At 66.8% G+C, this 15,893-nt stretch carries 13 protein-coding genes; 3 read left to right on the plus strand and 10 right to left on the minus strand.

What is annotated here, in order from left to right; all coding sequences use genetic code 11:
- Positions 1 to 26 precede the first annotated feature (26 nt).
- The 7 genes from CWC60_RS01895 to CWC60_RS01925 all read right to left on the minus strand — a co-directional run bounded on the left by CWC60_RS01895 (position 27) and on the right by CWC60_RS01925 (position 7,295).
- On the minus strand, positions 27 to 1,325 hold the full coding sequence (locus tag CWC60_RS01895; protein WP_164516320.1) for a branched-chain amino acid ABC transporter permease: 1,299 nt from the start codon (positions 1,323 to 1,325) through the stop codon (positions 27 to 29).
- A 2-nt stretch (positions 1,326 to 1,327) separates the two neighbouring features.
- Positions 1,328 to 2,338 carry a branched-chain amino acid ABC transporter permease gene (locus CWC60_RS01900; RefSeq protein ID WP_109792357.1) on the minus strand — a complete coding sequence of 337 codons (1,011 nt, stop codon included), beginning with the start codon at positions 2,336 to 2,338 and terminating at the stop codon, positions 1,328 to 1,330.
- On the minus strand, positions 2,339 to 3,046 hold the full coding sequence (locus CWC60_RS01905) for an ABC transporter ATP-binding protein (RefSeq protein WP_109792358.1): 708 nt from the start codon (positions 3,044 to 3,046) through the stop codon (positions 2,339 to 2,341).
- Positions 3,043 to 3,825, minus strand: a complete 783-nt coding sequence (locus CWC60_RS01910; RefSeq protein WP_109792359.1) for an ABC transporter ATP-binding protein — start codon at positions 3,823 to 3,825, stop codon at positions 3,043 to 3,045. Before CWC60_RS01910 ends, CWC60_RS01905 begins: the two co-directional genes overlap by 4 nt.
- Before the next feature lie 73 nt (positions 3,826 to 3,898).
- Positions 3,899 to 5,083: an ABC transporter substrate-binding protein gene (locus tag CWC60_RS01915; RefSeq protein ID WP_109792360.1), complete on the minus strand. Its 1,185-nt coding sequence runs from the start codon at positions 5,081 to 5,083 to the stop codon at positions 3,899 to 3,901.
- A gap of 88 nt (positions 5,084 to 5,171) precedes the next feature.
- Complete coding sequence (locus CWC60_RS01920) at positions 5,172 to 6,386, minus strand: MFS transporter (RefSeq protein ID WP_109792361.1); 1,215 nt, start codon at positions 6,384 to 6,386, stop codon at positions 5,172 to 5,174.
- A gap of 18 nt (positions 6,387 to 6,404) precedes the next feature.
- A complete protein-coding gene (locus CWC60_RS01925) occupies positions 6,405 to 7,295 on the minus strand; it encodes a TauD/TfdA dioxygenase family protein (RefSeq protein ID WP_109792362.1) in 891 nt (296 codons plus the stop codon).
- A gap of 78 nt (positions 7,296 to 7,373) precedes the next feature.
- On the opposite strand from CWC60_RS01925, the gene CWC60_RS01930 reads away from it, so the two are divergent.
- From CWC60_RS01930 to CWC60_RS01940, 3 genes are all read left to right on the plus strand, one after another.
- Positions 7,374 to 7,862 carry a GNAT family N-acetyltransferase gene (locus CWC60_RS01930; RefSeq protein ID WP_109792363.1) on the plus strand — a complete coding sequence of 163 codons (489 nt, stop codon included), beginning with the start codon at positions 7,374 to 7,376 and terminating at the stop codon, positions 7,860 to 7,862.
- 109 nt (positions 7,863 to 7,971) lie between these two features.
- Positions 7,972 to 9,135 carry a TAXI family TRAP transporter solute-binding subunit gene (locus CWC60_RS01935; protein WP_164516316.1) on the plus strand — a complete coding sequence of 388 codons (1,164 nt, stop codon included), beginning with the start codon at positions 7,972 to 7,974 and terminating at the stop codon, positions 9,133 to 9,135.
- 149 nt (positions 9,136 to 9,284) lie between these two features.
- Positions 9,285 to 11,315 (plus strand): TRAP transporter permease, encoded by a 2,031-nt coding sequence (locus tag CWC60_RS01940; protein ID WP_109792365.1) that lies wholly within the window; start codon positions 9,285 to 9,287, stop codon positions 11,313 to 11,315.
- 18 nt (positions 11,316 to 11,333) lie between these two features.
- On the opposite strand, the gene CWC60_RS01945 is transcribed toward CWC60_RS01940, so the two are convergent.
- The 3 genes from CWC60_RS01945 to CWC60_RS01955 all read right to left on the minus strand — a co-directional run bounded on the left by CWC60_RS01945 (position 11,334) and on the right by CWC60_RS01955 (position 15,838).
- Positions 11,334 to 11,837 carry a 2,4'-dihydroxyacetophenone dioxygenase family protein gene (locus CWC60_RS01945; protein WP_109792366.1) on the minus strand — a complete coding sequence of 168 codons (504 nt, stop codon included), beginning with the start codon at positions 11,835 to 11,837 and terminating at the stop codon, positions 11,334 to 11,336.
- Between the two features lie 29 nt (positions 11,838 to 11,866).
- Entirely contained in the window at positions 11,867 to 13,456 is a 1,590-nt protein-coding gene (gene ggt / locus CWC60_RS01950; protein ID WP_109792409.1) for a gamma-glutamyltransferase, read from the minus strand.
- A gap of 84 nt (positions 13,457 to 13,540) precedes the next feature.
- Entirely contained in the window at positions 13,541 to 15,838 is a 2,298-nt protein-coding gene (locus CWC60_RS01955) for a hybrid sensor histidine kinase/response regulator (RefSeq protein ID WP_109796384.1), read from the minus strand.
- Positions 15,839 to 15,893: the final 55 nt, after the last annotated feature.

Here is a 15,893-nt window from a genome sequence, read left to right on the forward strand (position 1 = left end):
CCCGCCCCTTCGCCCGGCGGGCCGCCTCAGTGCCGCTCCGGTATCAGCCCCTTTGGCGCGAATCGCATTACCAGCAGCAGGATGGCCCCCATCAGCAGATAGCGCGTGTAGGCGGCGCCGGCGACCAGGTGCTGCGACAGGAAGGAATCGTCGGCCATGGGCAGGGTAATGGTCTGCATGAACCAGTTGCCGAGCGGCTCCGCCTCGACCCACAGGAACCAGATCACGAAACCGCCGAGGACCGCGCCCCAGTTGTTGCCCGACCCGCCGAGAATGACCATCACCCAGATCAGAAAGGTGAAGCGCAGCGGAATGTAGCTGGTCGGCGTGAGCTGGCCGTCCAGGGTGGTCAGCATGGCGCCGGCGATGCCGCAGGTGGCGCAGCCCAGGACGAACACCTGCAGGTGGCGACCCGTGACGTCCTTGCCCATCGCGGCAGCGGCTTCGCGGTTGTCGCGGATCGCCCGCATCATCCGCCCCCAGGGCGAACGCAGCGCCCGCTCCGCGAACCACATGACGATCGCCAGCACCAGCAGGAACAGCGCCGCGTAGCAGAGCTTGACGAACAGTCCTGCGAGATCCGAGAGATCCGGGGCGTCCAGCCAGTCGGCGAGACCGATGAACCATGGCTGCTGCACCAGCACGACCTCGTAGGGCACCGGCCGCGGCAGGCCGGTGACGTTCTTCACGCCGCGGGTCAGCCATTCCTCGTACTTGATGACAGCGATGATGATCTCTGAAATGCCCAGCGTGGCGATGGCGAGATAGTCGGCCCTGAGGCCGAGCGCGATCTTGCCGATGAACCATGCCGCGCCGGCCGCCACCAGCCCGCCCAGCGGCCAGGCCAGCACGATCGGCAGCCCCATGCCGCCGAGATAGCCGGTCTGGGCCGAATCGACGGCCTCGATCTGGCGCGCCGCCGGCACGAAGAACTCCGAGATCAGGAAATAGCCGGCGATCATCAGCACGATGGTGACCGGCAGCCGCATCGTCCGTGGCGTCAGGCGCCGTGCGACGATGATGGCGACCACCGTGGCGGCCAGGCTGAGGGCCGCCAGCAGGATGTCGGTACCGCCCGCCGCCCAGGCGGCGTCGACCGGCGGCATGGACACAAGCACCGCGGTCAGACCGCCAAGCGCTGTGAAGCCCATGATGCCGACGTTGAACAGGCCGGCATAGCCCCACTGCATGTTCACGCCGAGCGCCATGATCGACGAGATCAGGCACAGGTTCACGATGCCCAGCGCGACGTTCCAGCTCTGGTAGAAGCCGACGAAGATCAGCAGCAGCGCCATCGCGCCGAAGAGAAAGAGCTTCCGGGTCATCATCAGATCACCTTCCCGCGGATGATTCCGGTCGGCCGGATCAGCAGCACCGCCACGAGGATGATGAAGGAGACGGCGAACTTGTACTCCGTCGACAGGAGCTGCACGAGACCCTCCGGCGCCCAGTCCTCGGGGCCGAGATAGCCCAGGAACTTCTTGAAGGCGTAGGTGACCATGACCTCGGAGAAGGCGACGACGAAGCCGCCGAGGATGGCGCCCACCGGCTGGCCGATGCCGCCCAGGATGGTGGCCGCGAAGATCGGCAGCAGGATCTGCAGGAAGATGAACGGCTTGTAGGTCTTGTCCAGGCCGTAGAGGGTGCCGGCAATCGCCGCGAGGGTCGCGGTGATGATCCAGGCGATCATGACCACGCGATCCGGATCCACGCCCGAAAGCAGCGCCAGATCCTCGTCGTCGGAGTAGGCGCGCATGGCCTTGCCGGCCCGGGTCTTCTGCAGGAACCAGAACAGCGCAGCCATCACGGCGACGGCGACCACGACCGTGAGCACCTGCGTCTGCTTCAGTGCGATGCCTTCCCTGAGGCCGGTGACCTGCCGGAAATCGCCTGCGGTGAAGATGAAACGCGCGCCATCAGTGAAGGTCTGGTCGTCCGGGCCGATGATGATGCGGATCAGACCGGCCAGCACGAACATCACGCCGACCGAGACGATGGCGAAGACGATCGGGTTGGAATGCTGGCGATGATAGAAGCGGAACACGAAGCGGTTGGCGGCCAGCGCCATCAGGATCGTGCTGGCGATGCCGATGGGCAGGGCCAGCAGCGCCGTCGGAAAGGGCGCGATGCCGATCCCCTGCGCCTGCATCCACCAGGTGGCGAGAATGGTCGACATGGCCCCCCAGGACATCATCTCGCCATGGGAGAAGTTGGCAAAGCGCAGGATGCCGAAGATCAGCGTCACGCCGAGCGCGCCGAGCGAAAGCTGCGCGCCGTAGGCGATGGCCGGCACCAGGACGAAATTGGTGATCAGCGCGAGGGCGTTGAGAACGTCCATTCAGCCCCCCAGGAACGAACGACGGACTTCCTCGTTGGCGAGCAGCGCCTCGCCGGTGTCCGTGAAACGGTTCTGGCCCTGCACCAGCACGAAGCCGTGGTCGGCGATCTCCAGCGCCTGGCGGGCATTCTGTTCCACCATCAGGATGGCGATGCCGGTCCGGGCGATCTCGAGGATACGGTCGAACAGTTCGTCCATGACGATGGGCGAGACGCCCGCCGTCGGTTCGTCGAGCATCAGCAGCTTCGGGGCGGTCATCAGCGCCCGGCCCACCGCAACCTGCTGGCGCTGGCCGCCGGAGAGTTCGCCCGCGGGCTGGTTCCGCTTCTCGCGCAGCACCGGGAACAGCTCGTAGACCCGTTCCATGGTCTCGCCGTATTCGTCGTCGCGGATGAAGGCCCCCATCTCCAGGTTCTCCTCGACCGTCATGGAGACGAAAACATTGCGGTTCTGGGGCACGAAACCCATGCCTTGGCGCACACGCTCCTGCGGCGCCATCCGCGTGATGTCCAGGCCATCGAGCACCACCGCGCCCTTGCGCAGGTTCAGCATGCCGAAGATCGCCTTCATGGCCGTCGACTTGCCGGCGCCGTTCGGTCCGACCACGACGGCGATCTCGCCCTTGTCGACGATGATGTCGCAGTCCTCGATGATGTCGGGGCCGTTGCCATATCCGCCGGTCATGCCGGTCGCGGAAAGGAAACTCATGACGTTGCCTGCCGCTCGTGCTTGCGGCCGGTGCCGAGATAGGCCTCGATGACCTCTTCGTCGTTCTTCACCTCGTCGATCGTGCCCTGCATCAGCAGCCGCCCCTCCGCCATGACGATCACCGGATCGCAGAGCCGGGCGATGAAGTCCATGTCGTGCTCGATCATGCAGAAGGTATATCCGCGCTCCTCGTTCAGGCGCTGGATCGAGGTGGCGATGGTGTTCAGCAGCGTGCGGTTGACGCCGGCGCCGACTTCGTCGAGGAGCACGATCTTGGCGTCGACCATCATCGTGCGGCCCAGTTCCAGCAGCTTCTTCTGGCCGCCCGAAAGGTTGCCCGCGAGTTCGTTTTCCAGATGCGAAATCTGCAGGAAGTCGAGCACTTCGCGGGCGCGCTCGGCGACGCGCGCCTCGACCTCGCGGACGCGGCGGTAGTCGAACCAGGCGTGGCGAAGCTGTTCGCCGGGCTGTTGGTCCGGCACCACCATCAGGTTCTCCAGCACCGTCAGGGTGGCGAACTCGTGCGCGATCTGGAAGGTGCGCAGCAGGCCCTTGTGGAACAGTTCGTGCGACTGCAGTTCGGTCACGTCCTCGCCGTCCAGCAGGATCTGGCCCGAGGAGGGCGGGAAAACGCCGGCGATGATGTTGAACAACGTGGTCTTGCCCGCCCCGTTCGGACCGATGAGGCCGGTGATCGAGCCCCGGGCGATATCCAGCGTCACGCCGTCGACGGCGTGAATGCCGCCGAAGTGCTTGGTGACGTTCCTGACGGTGATCATGGGTTCTGAAGCCGGGAAAGAAGCGGCCGGGATCGTCCCGGCCGCTTCCCCGTCCCGTTCGGGTGTTGGCGGATCAGTGGTACTTGACCGTGGTGAACGCGCCGTCCTTGACGACCGACTCGCGGAAGCTGCCGGCCGCCTCGCCGGGGCCGATCAGTTCGACCGCGCCGGCGCCGACATAGTCGATGTCGCCGCCGTCGGCCAGGATCTGCAGAGCCTTCTTCAGTTCGCCCGGATAGATCTTCTCGCCCGGCGCGTTGGCGACCTTCGTGACGTGGTCCTTGTAGACCGAGCTGTCGGTGGAGCCCGCCGACTGCATCGCCAGCAGCAGGATCGCCGAGGCGTCGTAGGCTTCCGGCACATAGGGGTCGTCGCCCTTGAAGCCCTTGCCCTCGCTCATCTTCGCGAGCATGTCGGCGCCCGGGCTGTCAGTGCCGGGGTTGGTGCCGATGGAGCCGTCGATCCCGGTGCCGAAATTGTCGGTGAGCGATTCGCCGACCATGCCGTCAGGCAGCATGAAGGTATCGAAGGCGCCCGTATCCAGCGCGGCCTGAATCATGCCCTTGCCGCCCTGGTCCAGATAGCCGGCGACGATCAGCAGTTCGCCGCCCGCGGACGCCAGCGTCGCGACCTCGGCCGAGTAGTCGGCCTTGCCGTCCTCGTGCGAAGCGACAGCGGTGATGTTGCCGCCCATGCTCTCGAAGGAGGACTGGATGGAATCCGCCAGGCCCTTGCCGTAGTCGTTGTTGGTGTAGGTCAGGGCCGCATTCTTGATGCCCTTGTCGGACAGGATCTTGGCGATGATCTCACCCTGCCGCGCATCGGACGGCGCGGTGCGGAAGAAGTACCCGTCATCCTCGATCGTCGACAGCGCCGGCGACGTCGCCGACGGCGAGATCATGACGATACCGTTGGCGCGCACGACGTTGTTGAGCACCGCCGTGGTGGCGCCGGAACAGGTCGCGCCGACAATGCCGACCACGCCTTCCGAGGTGATCAGGCGTTCGGCCGCGGCCGTCGCGGCGGCGGCATCGATGCAGGTGCTGTCGCCGCGGACGGAGACGACCTTGCGGCCGCCGAGGAACATCCCGCTGTCGGAGACTTCCTGAATGGCGAGTTCGCCGCCCATCGCCATGGGCTTGACGAGCGACTCCGTCGGGCCGGTGAAGCCCTGCAGCATGCCGACCTTCACGTCGTCGGCGACCGCCGCGCCACTGGCCATTGCGGCGGCGAAAACAAGCGGAAGCATTCGTTTCATGGTGTTATCTCCCTTTGTACCCCTGACACACTCTGCATCTTTGGCGGCATGATTTCCAGAGCGCGTGTATCCGGGACACGTCCCACGCCTATCGCCGCCCGCCCGCGATCCTCACAGCATCGGGGTGCGCACGCAACCGCGCCATCGCCACGCAGCCGAGCAGCGGCCCCGCGGCGATGATCCAGAACGCCCATTCCCAGCCCATGAGTTCGGCCGCTTCCGGCAGCAGGTGCAGCGGCGCCAGCGTCAGCAGGAAGCCGAGCGAGGTCTGGGCCGTGACCATGGTGCCCACGCGCTCCCGGTCGGCCAGTTCCATCACCGCCGAGGAGAATTGCGCGGAATCGGCGATCACCACCACGCCCCAGAACAGGCAGAGCGCGATCAGCGGACCGGGCGGACCGCCGAACAGGAAACCAACGGTCATGCAGCAGGCGGCGCTCATCGCCATGGCGGCGATGGTCACCGTGGTGCGGCCGATCCGGTCGGCCACGAGGCCGGCGCCGATGGCCCCGATGGCGCCGGCGCCGAGCACGCCGAACGCCGTCAGGGAAGCATGATAGCCCGCCCGCGGATCGCCCTCACCATACCAGGCGCTGAAGGAGGCGTGCAGGAAGACCGCGATCCAGCCCCAGACGGCGTAGAGTTCCCACATATGGCCAAAATAGCCGAAATTGGCGAGCCTGAGCGCCCGGCTGCGCCAGCCCTCCAGCACGGCGGCAGGCCGGAACGCCGCTGCAGGCAGCGCGTTCGGCCCCAGCCGCACCAGCAGCACGAGGGCGGCGGCCAGCACGCAGGCGGCGGAACTGACATAGAGGGTCACCCGCCAGTCCAGGCCCTGCAGGAAGGCCTGGCTGAGGTGCGGCGCGCCCGAGCCCAGCGTCAATGCGCCGACCAGGATGCCGACCAGCAGGCCCATGTCGCCCTTCGCCCAGGTCGAAACCATCTTCATGCCGACGGGATAGCAACCGGCGAGACTCGCCCCGATCGTCAGCCGCAGAACCGGCACCAGCGGCGAGGCCGGGTCGAGGAAGGCAACCGCCGCGTTGGCGGCGCCGGCAAGCAGCGCTGCGCCGCAGAAGAAATACTGCGGCCGCCAGCGGTCGGCGAGACCCAGGATCGCACTGGTCAGGGTGCCGACGACAAACCCGACCGAGAGCATGGAGGAATAGAGCGAGGCCTGCAGATCGCTGATCTGTGTTTCGGCGCGAATCGCCGGCAGCGTCGCCGCTCCCGTGAACCACACGCTCAGCGCCGCGATCTCGGCGACGCACAGCAGACCGATGGCCGTCGCCTTGCCCCTCACCGCCCCGGTTTCCCCCTGTCAGTCCTGATCGCCGGCGCGCGGACGCTCCAGCACGGTGACGCGATGCATCAGCCGGCGCGCCGGATGGAAGTCGGCGACGGCATAGTGGATCGTGGAGCGATTGTCCCACATGGCGACACAGTCCGGACTCCAGCGAAAGCGCACCTGGAACTCCGGCGCCTTGCAGTGCTCGAACAGGCAGGCCAGCAGATGCCGGCTCTCGCTCTCCGACATGCCGTCGATGTGGCGGGTGAAGCTTTCGTTGACGAACAGCGCCTTGCGCCCGCTCTCGGGATGGGCCCGGACCACGGGATGGCTGACCGGCGGGAACTGCCGCCGCGCTGCCTCCATCAGCTGCCCGCGCTCGCCCTCCCACAGCCGCTTCTTCACCGGCCGTTCGTAGAGCTTCATGAAATCGTGGGTGGCGGTCAGTCCATCCAGGTAGTGCTGCATGCGATCCGGCAGGCCCTCCCAGGCGGCGAACATGCCGGCCCAGACGGTGTCGCCGCCGCAGTCGGGCACCACGACCGAACGCAGTACCGAGGCGAAATCCGGCTCCGCCGCAAAGGAGTAGTCGGAATGCCAGTTGTTGACCGTCGGCGGCCGGTCGGCGTCGTTCGCCAGCACCGAAACGAAAGGATTGGCCTCGTGCACCAGAAACATGGAATCCGGCACCTTCGGCACGTGACCGAAGCGGCGCGCGAACGCCACCTGCCGGTCGGGCGTGATCGGCTGATCCCGGAAGAACAGGACCCCGTGCTCGATCAGCGCCGCGCGCAGCCGGGCGATGGTCGCCTCTGCAAGGTCCGCGCCCAGGTCGACACCGCGCACTTCCGCGCCGACGCCCGGCGTGACCTGCCGGATTTCGGGCTGTTCAGTTTGGATTTCGCGATGTTGGGCCAGAGTCATGGCATTGATCCTCCCCGATTGCCTCGTCACCCTAGCATCGGATTCACGCCGACGCCCTGAAAGGTTGATGGAGCGCCCATGCACGCAATTCGCGACGCCCGGCCCGACGAAGCGGGCCTTCTCGGCCTTCTCTGGCACGACGCCTGGCATGAGAGCCATGCCCCCTGCGTGCCGCCGCCGCTGACCCGGCTGCGCAGCCTGGAGAGTTTCCAGTCGCGGATCGCCCGGATGCTGGCGAATACCCGGGTCGCCTGCGCGGGCGCCGAACCGGTCGGTTTCCGCACGCTGAAGGACGACGAACTGCACCAGATCTTCGTCCGGGCCGATGCGCGGGGGACCGGGGCCGCCGCCGCCCTGCTGGCCGACGGGGAGACGGGCCTGCGGCGTGCAGGCGTGAGAACGGCCTGGCTGGCCTGCGCAGTGGGCAACGATTGGGCGGCCCGGTTCTACGAGAAGCACGGCTGGCATGTGGCCCGAACGGAAATCGAACAGGTCGAGACCGGCGCAGGAGAGAGCAGCTTTCCGCTGCGCGTCCGGCGTTACGAGAAGCGGCTGGACGAGCGCTGAGCGATTTCGTCTATTCCCAGTTGTCCGATTGCCCCGGCGTCATCTAACATTCCTTCAGCGGGCATCAGAAACAAACAACGCACCGCAACAGGGAAAAGGGGAGGATGACATGTCCTTTATGAGAAACTGCGCCTGGGCCGTCGGCGCCCTGGCGGCCGCAGGGTTCGCCACGTCTGCGGCCACGGCCGACGACATCAAGCTGCCGGGCACGCTGGTGGTCACCGCCTATGACGTCGGCTCGTCGGGCTACAGCCAGATGGTCGGCCTCGGCTCGATCCTGAAGAACAACTACGGCACCAATGTCCGCGTCCTCCCGGGCAAGAACGACGTCTCCCGCCTCGGCCCCGTCAAGGCGGGCCGCGCGCAGTTCACGGCGACGGGTTCGGATTCGGTCTACGCCCAGGAAGGCGTGTTCACCTTCGGCACGCGGGACTGGGGGCCGCAGCCGCTGCGCATTCACCTGCTGGCCATCGGCAAGGGCGCCGCGGTCGGCATGGTCACGCCGGGCGACAAGTCGATCGAGACGATGGACCAGATCAAGGGCAAGCGCGTCGCCTGGATCCGCGGCGCGCCGGCGCTGAACAAGGCGGTCGAGGCCATGATGGCCTGCTTCGGCGTCGGCTGGGACGACGTCGAGAAGGTCGAGTTCGGCGGCCACGGGCCGGCGGTCGACGGCTTCATCAACGACGAGGTCGACGCACTGAACAACGCCACGTTCTCGGCGCTGAACAAGAAGATCGAAGCCAGCCCGCGCGGCATCCACTATCCGGTGGTGCCGAACGATCCGCAGTGCTGGGAGCGCCTGAACGCTGTCGTGCCCTGGTACCTGCCGACCTTCGCCACCGTCGGCACCGGCATGGCCGAGGGCGGCCAGTGGATGGCCAATACCCCCTACCCGATCCTTGTATCCAACCCGGACGTCGAGGCCGAAACCTCCTACAGCATCGTCAAGGCGATGGACACGCACTTCGACACCTTCAAGGACACCGCGCCGGGCGCCGCCGGCTGGGCCATGGAGAACCAGCAGTTCCACAAGCTTCTGCCGTACCACGAGGGCGCGATCAAGTACTTCAAGGAGGTCGGCGTGTGGCCGGAGGGTCAGGACGAGATCCAGGCGGGCAGCCTGAAGCGTCAGGACGTGCTCCGGACCGCGTGGGCGACCTATGTCAAGGACGCCCCGGAGGATGACGAAGCCTTCAACAAGGGCTGGATGAAGGCGCGCGCCGACGCGCTGGAAGCCGCCGGCATGACGGTCATCTTCTACGAGTGGTGACCGCCTGAACGCCGAACGCCGGTTCCCGCCGTCACGGCGCGGGGACCGGCGCCGGTTCCGCGACAAATCATTGAATTCGCGACCGATCGCCCTTCCGCCGCGGTGCGCGGCACAACCCGAACGGTGATCGCACGCCCGGAGTCCGCCCGATGAGCGACCAGAAGATGGCAGTCAAGGAAGACGACATTCCCGATGTCGACCTGAAGCGGACCCGAACGCTTAATCCGTTCTGGCAGGTGGTCGTCACCATCATCGGCAGCCTGGCGATCTTCCTGTCGATCTACCAGATCTTCAAGCTGGACTCGCGGCTGAACGAGATCTGGCAGTTCCTCGGCGGCGAGGGCAAGATCGGTTACACGCTGCTGGTCAACGAATACCTCTATGCTCTTGTCGGGCTGATGCTGGCGACGGTCTACATCGTCTTCCCGACCTATGGCAGCCAGCGGCGCGACCGGGTGCCGCTCTACGACGTCATCCCCGCCCTGCTGGCGCTCGGCGTCACCTTCTACCTGCTGGCCAACTCGCTGCAGATCCAGGAGCAGGCCTGGGAATACGTCGCCCCCGAATGGGCGCAGTGGATGGCCGTTCTGGTCTGGGCGCTGGTCATCGAGGCCGGTCGCCGCACCGGCGGCTGGCCGATCTTCACCATCGTGCTGCTGATCTCGCTCTACCCGCTGGTCGCCGACCAGGTGCCGCAGGTGATCCAGGGCGCGCCCATGGGCTTCCTGGATACCGCGGCCTTCCACGTCTATTCCATCGAGAGCCTGCTGGGCATTCCGATGCGGGCCTTCGGCCTGCTGGTGTTCGGTTTCCTCGCCTTCGGCATGGCGCTGGTCTACACCGGCGCGGGGCTCTTCTTCATCAACTTCGCCTTCGCCCTGCTCGGCCATGTCCGCGGCGGCCCGGCGAAGGTGGCGATCTTCTCGTCCGGCCTGTTCGGCTCCATGTCGGGCGGCCCGATCACCAACGTGCTCACCACCGGCACCCTGACCATTCCGGCCATGCGCAGGATCGGCTTCTCGGCCAAGTACGCCGGCGGCATCGAGGCCTGCGCCTCCACGGGCGGCGTACTGATGCCGCCGATCATGGGCGCGACGGCCTTCGTGATGGCCGACTTCCTCCAGGTCCGCTATGTCGACGTCGCGGTCGCGGCAATCGTACCGTCTCTGCTGTACTACTTCGGCCTGTTCGTGCAGATCGACAGCTACGCGGCGCGCAACAAGATCCAGGGCCTGCCGAAGCACGAGATGCCCCACATCCTCGATGTGCTGAAAGATGGCTGGTACTACATCTTCGCCTTCGCCGTGCTGGTCTTCATGCTGGTCTTTCTGCTGCAGGAGGCGCGCGCGCCGTTCTACGCGACCGCGCTGCTGCTGATCCTCAACCAGTTCAGCGCCAGGCACCGCATGGACTGGACGAAATTCTACAAGTTCCTGCAGGCGACCATCTTCCTGCTGGCGGAACTCGCCGGCATCCTGGCGGCGATCGGCCTGATCGTCGGCGCCGTGGTGGGTACCGGCATGGCGGGCTCCGTGACCAACGATCTCGTCTACATCGCCGGCAACAACGTCTTCATCCTGCTGCTGATGGGCGCGCTGACCAGCTTCATCCTGGGCATCGGCATGACGGTGACGGCGGCCTACATCTTCCTCGCCATCATCCTCGCCCCGGCGTTGATCCGCGCCGGACTGGACCCCATGCCGGTGCACATGTTCATGCTCTACTGGGGTATGCTGAGCTTCATCACGCCGCCGGTGGCGCTGGCCGCCTTCGCGGCCGCTTCGGTGGCCAACGCCCGGCCCATGGAGACAGGCTTCGAGGCCATGCGGCTCGGCACGATCATCTACTTCATCCCGTTCTTCTTCGTCTTCAACCCGGCGCTGCTGCTGCAGGGGGAGACGAGCGAGATACTGGTCGTGCTGGCCACCGCCTTCACCGGCGTGCTGTTGCTGGCGAGCGGGCTGCAGGGCTATCTCATGCTCGCGGGAACCGTGCCGCGAAACGCGATCGGCTGGCTGGCGCGGGTGCTGATGATCATCGGCGGGCTGGTGCTGGCGGCGCCGGGCGGGGGCATGCTGGGCATGGGCCATGGCCAGCTCACCGTGCTGGCGGCTGCCTTCGCCGCGCCGGGGGTGTTGATCGTGGTGATGGCGCGAAGACTGGCCGCGCGGTCGGCATAGGCGGCGGGGCCGCCGGGACTACCGAATCAGGCGGCGGACGAAGTCCTCGCCCAGGCCGGATTGGCGGCAATGCGCCTTGTACTTCTCGAGCCGCGTGAAGACGTCCTCGTAGCCGGTCTGCTGGCCGTTCTCGTCGATGTAGATCAACGGCCCGAAATTGTGGAACAGGACCGTCATGTGGCCCGCCTCGCCCTTGCAGTACAGAGTGTGAGTCTCGCCCGCCGGCTCGTAGATGAAGGTGCCGGGCTTCGCCACCCAGTCATGCTCCAGATAGCCCCAGGTGCCTTCCAGCGTGTAGCCGGTCACCGGCGCCGGATGGCGGTGGCGGCTGACGACGCCCTGCCCCTTCGCGCGGACGATGTTCACCCACATGCCCTGCAGCACGTTGAAGAACAGCGGCCGCGTCAGCACGTCCTCGGCCGACTGCATCCACTGGCGCGGATCGTCGAAGTCCACGTCCTCCACCAGTTCCGGCGCCGCGTCCGGCGGCAGCGGAATCTTCAGCTTCGTCAGTTCGTTCATCGCCAGGCCTCCCCTTGCCCCGCTTCTGCTCAGTACCCCATGGCGCAGCCGTCCTTGCGCGGGTCGGACCCGGCAGCCAGCGTGCCTTTCCGGTGGTCGATGAAGATCGCCTGCGCGCCGCCCCATGGCATCTCCGGCGTATTCACGTCATGGCCCAGATCGGCCAGACCCTGGCGCACCGTATCCGGAACCGAACGCTCGACATCCAGCTTGCCGGCGACGTGGAAGGTGCGCGGGCAGTCGATCGCCTCCTGCACGTCCATGCCGTAGTCGAAGAGGTTGGTCAGCAGGTGGGCGTGGCCGACAGGCTGATAGCCACCGCCCATGACGCCGAAGCTGAGCTCGCAGCGTCCGCCGTTCAACACCATGCCCGGGATGATCGTGTGCATCGGGCGCTTGCGCGGCGCGACACAGTTCGGGTGACCGGGGTCGACGACGAAGCCCGCCCCCCGGTTCTGCAGCAGCACGCCCGATTGTGGCGCGGTGATGCAGGAACCGAACGAAAAGTAGAGCGAGTTGATGAAGGACACTGCGTTGAGGTCGCGGTCCACCACGGTGAGATAGACCGTGTCGCGGTAGACGGGGCCGGTGACCTTCGCCGGATTCGCCATGGCCCGGCCGAGCGAGATCTTCTCGCGCAGCTCGTCGGCCAGCGCATCGGAAAGCAGGTGCTCGACCGGAACGTCGACCTGACGCGGGTCGGCGACATGCTTGTCGCGCTCGGCAAAGGCCAGCCGCGTAGCCTCGGCCTCGATGTGCAGACGCTCCACGCTCATCGGATCGTAGGCGCCCAGATCGAAGCCCTTGAGGATGTTCAGCATCAGCAGCGCGGTGATGCCCTGGCCGTTCGGCGGAATCTCCAGCACCTGCCGGCCCGCATAGTCGCTGGCGATGGGCTCCACATAGTCGCAGCGCTGCGCCTCGAAGTCGCCGGCGTCGTGCACCGCGCCGAGGGCGTTCAGCGCCGCCACGATGTCTTCGGCGACGGGCCCGGCATAGAAGCCGTCGCGCCCCCGGGACGCGATCGCCTTCAGCGTCCGCGCCAGCTCCGGCGAGCGCCAGACATCGCCGGGAACGGGGCTCCCGCCGTCCTTCAGGTACTGCGCCGCGGAATTCTCATTGCCCGACAGCCGGCCGACATTGCGCGACCAGTCGACGGAGATGCGCGGCGTCACCGCAAAACCTTCCTCGGCGTAGCGGATCGCCCGATGCAGCACCCGGTCGATACCCATGGTGCCATGATCCCCCAGCAGGCGGCACCAGGCGTCGACCGCCCCCGGTACCGTGACCGCGTGCGGGCTTTCCAGGCCGATCTGGCCGATCCCCTGGTCCAGCAGGTGTTCGGCGGTAAGCTTCGCCGGGGCGTGGCCTGAGCCGTTCAGGCCGATCACCGGACCCTGCGCGCCCTTCTGCAGCAGCACGAAACAGTCGCCGCCGATGCCCGTCGACATGGGCTCCACCACGCACTGCACCGCGCAGGCCGCCACGGCCGCGTCGACGGCGTTGCCGCCGGCCTGGAGAATTTCCATCGCCGCCAGGGTCGAGAAAGGATGGCTCGTCGCCGCCGCGCCGTTGGTCGCGTGAACGACGGAGCGTCCGGGTTGCTGCAGATCGCGCAAGGTCGTCTCCCCCACTGTTGCGGCTTTGTCCTTATCACGGCCATACCGGGTTGGGAATGCGGCCGGCGCGCGCCTTCGGACCGGCTATTCGCGGGGACCGGCCCCGCGCCCGGCGCGCCAGTGGTTCAGCGTCTCGTTCAGCACGGCTTCGTTGATCGGCTTGGCGAGATAGTCGTCCATGCCGGCGTCGAGACACATCTGCTTGTCCTCGGCCATGGCGTTGGCGGTCAGCGCGATGATCGGGATCTCGCGTCCGCCATCCAGGGTGCGGATCTGGCGCGTCGCCTCCAGACCGTCGACCTCAGGCATGTGAATGTCCATCAGCACCAGGTCGAAGTCGCCGTCGCGCACCGCCTGCACGGCCTCGGCGCCATTGACCACCGCCTGGACCTTGTGGCCGCGCTTGCCCAGCAGCGCCAGCGCCAGCATCTGGTTGATCTCGTTGTCCTCGGCCAGAAGGATGTTGAGCGGCCCGGTTTCGACGGCGCCCTCCGGCCTGCCCGCGGGCGCGTCCGCCGCCCCCGCCTGCAGCGTCCCCGCGGCCGTGTCCTGCTCGCCGCCAAGCAGGAACTGGTGCAGCGAACGGCGGCGGATCGGTTTGATCAGATAGGCGTCATAGCCCCAGGATCTGAACTCGTCGGTCTCTCCCCGCCGTGACGCCGGGACGGCGATGACCAGCCGTGTGGCGGCGATCGCCGGGTTCGCGCGCACCGCTTCGACGAAGGCCTGACCGCCGAGATCGGCCATGCCGCCGTCGAACAGGACCGCGCCATAGGGCGCGCCGTCGGCAGAGGCCTGCGCCAGCTTGGCCAGCGCCTCCTTGCCCGTGCGTGCGGTATCCGCCGCGCCGCCGGCGTCGATGACGTGATCGCTCAACACCCAGCGGGAAATGTGGTTCTCGTCGGCGATCAGCACCTTCAGTCCGTCAAGGCGGGCCTCCGCCGCCGGCGCGCCGGCCCCCCGCGCCTTCACCAGGTCGATCTCGAACCAGAAGGTGCTGCCCTTGCCCTCCTCGGAAATGATGCCGATCTGGCCATTCATCTTCTCGACGATACGGCGCGTGATGGCGAGGCCGAGGCCGGTGCCGCCATAGCGCCGCGAAACCGAGGAATCGACCTGGGTGAACTCCTCGAACAGGGTCTTCTGCTTCTCGGCCGGCACGCCGATGCCGCTGTCGATGACCTCGGCGCGCAGCGTCACCTTGAAGCCGTGATCGCGCAGCAGGCGGATGGCGATGACCACGCCGCCCTCATGGGTGAACTTGACGGCGTTGCCGACCAGGTTGACCAGCGCCTGACGCAGCCGGCCCGGGTCGCCGATCAGGTGGCGCGGCACGTCCGGGTCGATCTGGGTGGCGATCTCGATACCGCGTTCAAAGGCCTTGGGCGCCAGCAGTTCGGCGATCTTTTCCGCCTGCCCGGCAATGTCGACGTCGATCTCTTCCAGTTCCAGGAAGCCGGCCTCGATCTTGGAGAAATCCAGAATGTCGTTGATCAGGGTCAGCAGGGACTGCCCCGACTCCTGGACAGCCTCGGCATAGTTGCGCTGCTCCGGCGTCAGCCGGGTGTCCAGCAGCAGGCTGGTCATGCCAATGACGCCGTTCATCGGCGTGCGGATCTCGTGGCTCATGGTGGCCAGGAAGCCCGACTTGGCGCGGTTGGCGGCCTCGGCGGCGTCGCGCGCCTCGGCCAGTTCCTGCTCCGTCCGCTTCCGGTCGGTGACGTCACGGCCGACCCGCTGGATCTCCTTGATCCGGCCGTCGGGGTCGCGCAGCGCCACGTCCTCCCAAGATATCCAGCGCCAGCCATACTGGGTCCTGACGCGCTGGTCATAGCTGGCGCGGTAGGGCGGGCGCAGCACCCGCTCCATATCGAAGGGCTCCGAGCCCTCCCCCGCATCGATCTCGGGCGTGAAGCGCCGCGCCTCGGACTCGGGCCGGACCCCGAACGTGTCCGCCAGCGCCTCGTTAGCGAAGGTGAGTTCGCCCTTGAGGTCGAGACGCAGGATCAGGTCCCTCTGGGTTTCGACAAGACCGCGATAGCGCTCCTCGTTGGCGCGCAGGGTGGCGTTCATGTCGTTGAGCGCCTCGACCGTCTCCGACAGCCGGTCGGCCATCTCGGACATGCGTCTCGCCTGCACGTTCAGGCGCATGTACTTGCGCCGCGCGTCCTCGATCAGCACGCCCATGATCAGCACGACCGTGATCACCAGGGCCGCGATGGACTTCGGGCCGATGACGACCTCGTCCTCGCCGGCGAAGATGTCGGCGTTGAAGATCCAGATGATCACGCCGATCCCGGCCACCGCCAGCAGGGGCGCGAAATAGCGCAGACGCCCCAGGCTGTGCCGCTGATAGGACTTATTTGGATCGATATCGATCACCAGGATCTCCGATTGGACCGTTCCGCCGCGCCGCTGTGTCAATATGCGACCAGAC

This window comes from Minwuia thermotolerans, from assembly GCF_002924445.1.
Lineage (GTDB): Bacteria > Pseudomonadota > Alphaproteobacteria > Minwuiales > Minwuiaceae > Minwuia > Minwuia thermotolerans.

What these genes read in the sequence shown, in the direction of transcription:
- CWC60_RS01895 (WP_164516320.1), bottom strand. Translation starts at nt 1,325, where the DNA reads ATGACCCGGAAGCTCTTTCTCTTCGGCGCGATGGCGCTGCTGCTGATC.
- CWC60_RS01900 (WP_109792357.1), bottom strand. Translation starts at nt 2,338, where the DNA reads ATGGACGTTCTCAACGCCCTCGCGCTGATCACCAATTTCGTCCTGGTG.
- CWC60_RS01905 (WP_109792358.1), bottom strand. Translation starts at nt 3,046, where the DNA reads ATGAGTTTCCTTTCCGCGACCGGCATGACCGGCGGATATGGCAACGGC.
- CWC60_RS01910 (WP_109792359.1), bottom strand. Translation starts at nt 3,825, where the DNA reads ATGATCACCGTCAGGAACGTCACCAAGCACTTCGGCGGCATTCACGCC.
- CWC60_RS01915 (WP_109792360.1), bottom strand. Translation starts at nt 5,083, where the DNA reads ATGAAACGAATGCTTCCGCTTGTTTTCGCCGCCGCAATGGCCAGTGGC.
- CWC60_RS01925 (WP_109792362.1), bottom strand. Translation starts at nt 7,295, where the DNA reads ATGACTCTGGCCCAACATCGCGAAATCCAAACTGAACAGCCCGAAATC.
- CWC60_RS01930 (WP_109792363.1), top strand. Translation starts at nt 7,374, where the DNA reads ATGCACGCAATTCGCGACGCCCGGCCCGACGAAGCGGGCCTTCTCGGC.
- CWC60_RS01935 (WP_164516316.1), top strand. Translation starts at nt 7,972, where the DNA reads ATGTCCTTTATGAGAAACTGCGCCTGGGCCGTCGGCGCCCTGGCGGCC.
- CWC60_RS01940 (WP_109792365.1), top strand. Translation starts at nt 9,285, where the DNA reads ATGAGCGACCAGAAGATGGCAGTCAAGGAAGACGACATTCCCGATGTC.
- CWC60_RS01945 (WP_109792366.1), bottom strand. Translation starts at nt 11,837, where the DNA reads ATGAACGAACTGACGAAGCTGAAGATTCCGCTGCCGCCGGACGCGGCG.